General features: G+C 65.2%; 3 protein-coding genes. All 3 read left to right on the forward strand.

The features are described from left to right. Positions 1-180: 180 nt before the first annotated feature. The 3 genes from infB to rbfA all read left to right on the forward strand — a co-directional run bounded on the left by infB (position 181) and on the right by rbfA (position 4,286). Positions 181-3,126 (forward strand): translation initiation factor IF-2, encoded by a 2,946-nt coding sequence (infB, locus tag ABX74_RS28165; protein WP_047890226.1) that lies wholly within the window; start codon positions 181-183, stop codon positions 3,124-3,126. A 113-nt stretch (positions 3,127-3,239) separates the two neighbouring features. Next, positions 3,240-3,530, forward strand: coding sequence for a DUF503 domain-containing protein (locus ABX74_RS28170; RefSeq protein WP_003942205.1), 291 nt, complete (start codon positions 3,240-3,242; stop codon positions 3,528-3,530). 276 nt (positions 3,531-3,806) lie between these two features. Continuing rightward, positions 3,807-4,286 carry a 30S ribosome-binding factor RbfA gene (rbfA, locus tag ABX74_RS28175; RefSeq protein ID WP_003942248.1) on the forward strand — a complete coding sequence of 160 codons (480 nt, stop codon included), beginning with the start codon at positions 3,807-3,809 and terminating at the stop codon, positions 4,284-4,286. Positions 4,287-4,290 lie beyond the last annotated feature (4 nt).

A 4,290-nucleotide genomic window follows, 5' to 3' on the forward strand; every position in this document is an offset into this window, starting at 1 on the left:
GTCGACCAGCTGGTCGACGCAGTTCACACAAAAGCAGTACCTCTCGAGAAGAACAGGCACAAGCACTCATGAGCACACCGTGAAGCACCAACGATGAACGTCCATCGGCGATAACCCGAGGTCGTGCGGGACCCACATCTGTGGGATGCCTCCTGCTCGACCTCATCAGTGAGGAGAGCAGTGGCAGGCAAGGCCCGCGTGCACGAGTTGGCTAAAGAACTCGGTGTCACCAGCAAGGAACTACTCGCAACGCTCAAGGAGCAAGGCGAGTTCGTGAAGTCTGCGTCATCCACAGTGGAGGCGCCCGTCGCCCGTCGTCTGCGGGAGTCATTCCCGTCGGCAGGCGGAGCAGAAACCAAGTCCGAGACCGGCGAAGCCGCTCCGGCGGCTCGCCCCGCGGCAAAGCCCGGCGCACCGTCGCCGTCAGCTGCAAAGCCCGGTGGCCCGCGTCCCGGCCCCAAGCCGGCCGCACCCGCACCGGCTGCTCCCGCAGCTCCGGCACCGGCAGCCCCCGCGGCTCCCGCAGCCGCTGCTCCGGCAGCACCGTCGGCGCCGGTCCCCACCCCGACGTTCAACGCTCCGAAGCCGGCACAGCCGGCACGCCCGGCTCCGGCTGCTCCCGCAGCATCGGCACCGGCAGCCCCCGCGGCTCCGGCGGCACCGTCCACCGGCGCAAAGCCCGGCGGACCGCGTCCGGGACCGAAGGCACCTCGCGTCGGTAACAACCCGTACTCCTCGGCACCCGCCGAGCGTCCGGCACCTCGTCCGGCTCCCGGCGCACCGCGTCCGGGTGCAGGCCAGGGCGGTTCTCGTCCGGCTCCGGGTCAGGGCGGTCCCCGTCCGGCTCCCGGCCAGGGTGGACCTCGTCCGGCTCCGGGTCAGGGCGGTCCCCGTCCGGCTCCCGGCCAGGGTGGACCTCGTCCGCCTGCAGGTCAGGGCGGACCCCGTCCCAGCCCCGGCTCCATGCCTCCTCGCCCGAACCCGGGTGCAATGCCTGCTCGTTCCGCTCGTCCCGCGCCCGGTGGCGGCGGACGTCCGGGTCGTCCCGGTGGCGCTCCCGGTGGTCGTCCGGGCGGCGGCGGCGGTGGATACCGCGGCGGCGGCGCTCCCGGCGCCGGTGCTGGTGCAGGTGCTCCCGGTGGAGCAGCTCCGGCCGGTGGATTCCGCGGTCGTCCCGGCGGCGGTGGCCGTCCCGGTCAGCGCGGCGCAGCGGCAGGTGCATTCGGTCGTCCCGGCGGAGCAGTTCGCCGTGGACGTAAGTCGAAGCGGGCGAAGCGCGCCGAGTACGAAAGCATGCAGGCTCCCGCAGTCGGCGGCGTCAGGCTGCCACGCGGCAACGGTGAGACCATCCGTCTCGCTCGCGGCGCATCGCTGTCGGACTTCGCGGACAAGATCGATGCGAACCCCGCAGCACTCGTGCAGGCGTTGTTCAACCTCGGTGAGATGGTCACGGCAACTCAGTCGGTCAACGACGAGACACTGGAGCTGCTCGGCGGCGAAATGAACTACGTCGTGCAGGTTGTCAGCCCGGAGGACGAGGATCGCGAGCTGCTCGACAGCTTCGACCTCACCTACGGCGAGGACGCCGGCGGAGAAGAGGACCTCGAGTCCCGTCCGCCTGTGGTCACCGTCATGGGCCACGTCGACCACGGTAAGACCCGTCTGCTCGACGTGATCCGTAAGGCGAATGTCCGTGAGGGCGAAGCCGGCGGCATCACGCAGCACATCGGTGCCTACCAGGTGCTGACCGAGCTCGAGGGCAACGAGCGTCTCGTGACGTTCATCGACACCCCGGGTCACGAGGCCTTCACGGCCATGCGTGCTCGTGGTGCCAAGGCCACCGACCTCGCGATCCTTGTTGTCGCAGCCGACGACGGCGTCATGCCGCAGACGGTGGAAGCGATCAACCACGCCCAGGCGGCCGACGTGCCGATCGTGGTCGCGGTGAACAAGATCGACAAGGAAGGCGCGAACCCGGACAAGATCCGGCAGCAGCTCACCGAGTACGGACTGGTGGCCGAGGAATACGGCGGAGACACCATGTTCGTCGACATCTCGGCGAAGCAGGGCCTCAACATCGACGCACTGCTCGAAGCAGTGCTGTTGACGGCGGACGCTTCCCTGGATCTGCGCGCCAACCCGGACATGGACGCTCAGGGTGTAGCCATCGAGGCGCACCTCGACCGTGGCCGCGGCCCCGTCGCTACCGTGCTCATCCAGCGCGGAACGCTGCGGGTCGGCGACTCGATCGTTGCCGGCGATGCTTACGGCCGCGTCCGCCGCATGGTGGACGAGCACGGTCAGGACGTCCACGAGGCACTGCCTTCACGTCCGGTCCAGGTCATCGGCTTCACGTCGGTCCCCGGTGCAGGCGACAACCTGCTCGTGGTCGACGAGGACCGTATCGCTCGTCAGATCGCGGACCGTCGCAACGCACGTAAGCGCAACGCGCTTGCAGCGAAGAGTCGTAAGCGCATCAGCCTCGACGATCTCGATGCAGCTCTGAAGGAACATTCACAGCTGAACTTGATCCTCAAGGGTGACAACTCGGGAACCGTGGAGGCCCTCGAAGAGGCTCTCCTCGGAATTCCGATCGACGACGAGGTGCAGTTGCGCGTCATCGACCGCGGTGTCGGTGGCATCACGGAGACCAACGTCAACCTGGCTGCTGCGTCCAACGCGATCATCATCGGCTTCAACGTCCGCGCCGAAGGCAAGGCAACGGAGCTGGCGAACCGCGAGGGCGTCGACATTCGCTACTACTCGGTGATCTACCAGGCCATCGACGAGGTCGAAAAGGCACTCAAGGGTCTGCTCAAGCCGGTGTACGAAGAGGTCGAGCTGGGCAAGGCAGAGATCCGCGCCATGTTCCGTTCGTCCAAGATCGGCAACATTGCCGGTTGCTTGGTCACGTCGGGCAGCATCCGTCGCAACGCCAAGGCACGTCTCATCCGCGACAGCAAGGTCATCGCCGAGACGGTCACCATCTCCTCGCTCAAGCGGGAGAAGGAAGACGCTACCGAGGTTCGCGAAGGCTACGAATGTGGTTTGACCGTCACCTATTCCGATATCAAGATCGGTGACGTTCTCGAGTGCTACGAGCTTCGCGAGAAGCCGCGCGACTGATTATGTCGACACGGGCGTTGGGGCGGACGCACGTGAGTACTAGCTGACATGGACTCTTCCGGACTTGAACATACAAGTCCGGAAGAGTCCATTCGGCTCTGTCTAGGGGGAAAATGTTTGTAGGGGCACTGGAGTTCGACATTCTTTTCGGCGATGTCCACTCACTCAAGGAAAAGCGTTCGATGCTGTCGCCGATCCTGACGGAACTCCGTCGATTCGGCGTGAGTGCAGCGGAGGCGGGGGAGCAGGGACGCCTGCGTCGTGCGCTCGTGGGCGTCGGTGTGGTCAGTTCGTCCGTCGATCACCTGCACGATGTTCTCGATCATTGTGAGCGAGCGGTCGCCGAGCGTCCGGAGATTCAGTTGCTGGCTGTGCGAAGGCGAATCTTCGGCCCGGAAGACTGAGTGTCACTGGTGTGTGTCGGTAAGCCACTCTTCCGGACGGCGTACCGAATCGAGTTGGTTGGCAAGGGATTCGGCGTCCAGGGGACCAAGTGTGACGGTGTCTGTACTCACGCTCGATGTGCACGGTGGCTTGTGGCCGAAGACCTCTACCGATGGTGATTTGGTTGCCGGGTAGCCGATGGACGAGACTGTTGTCGGTAATAATTCTTGTTAACCAGAACTTTGATCGATCGAGTCACCTCGATTCGAGTGGCCAGGTAGAGGAGACTGACAGTCATGGTAGATCCAGCCCGGGCACGCAAGTTGGCAAAGCGTATCGGAACCATCGTCGCGACCGCGATCGATCACGAGATCAAGGATCCGCGACTCGCCTTTGTGACCATCACGGACACCAAGGTCACCAACGATCTGCACGACGCGACGGTGTACTACACAGTCATGGGCGAGAAGGTCGATTCCGCACCCGATGTGGAAGCCGCCGCCGCAGGACTCGAGAAGGCCAAGGGTGTTCTCCGCTCGAAGGTCGGTGCCGGAACCGGCGTTCGCTTCACACCGACTCTGACGTTTGTCGCCGATACCGTTCCCGACACCGCGCGTCATATGGAAGAACTGCTGGCCCGTGCCAAGGCCGCCGACGACGAGGTCGCCAAGGCGCGTGAGAATGCACAGCCGGCCGGAGATGCAGATCCGTACAAGGAGCCGCGAGTGGCTTCGGACGAAGACGAGGCGTCGCCAGATGTTCGTGAAGCCGACTGACGCG

The sequence above is a fragment of the Rhodococcus sp. ARP2 genome, from assembly GCF_001029585.1.
GTDB lineage: Bacteria > Actinomycetota > Actinomycetes > Mycobacteriales > Mycobacteriaceae > Rhodococcus_F > Rhodococcus_F erythropolis.

Bases quoted from the DNA above. Each gene is read 5' to 3' on its own strand.
- ABX74_RS28170 (WP_003942205.1), top strand. From the start codon at position 3,240: ATGTTTGTAGGGGCACTGGAGTTCGACATTCTTTTCGGCGATGTCCAC.
- rbfA (WP_003942248.1), top strand. From the start codon at position 3,807: ATGGTAGATCCAGCCCGGGCACGCAAGTTGGCAAAGCGTATCGGAACC.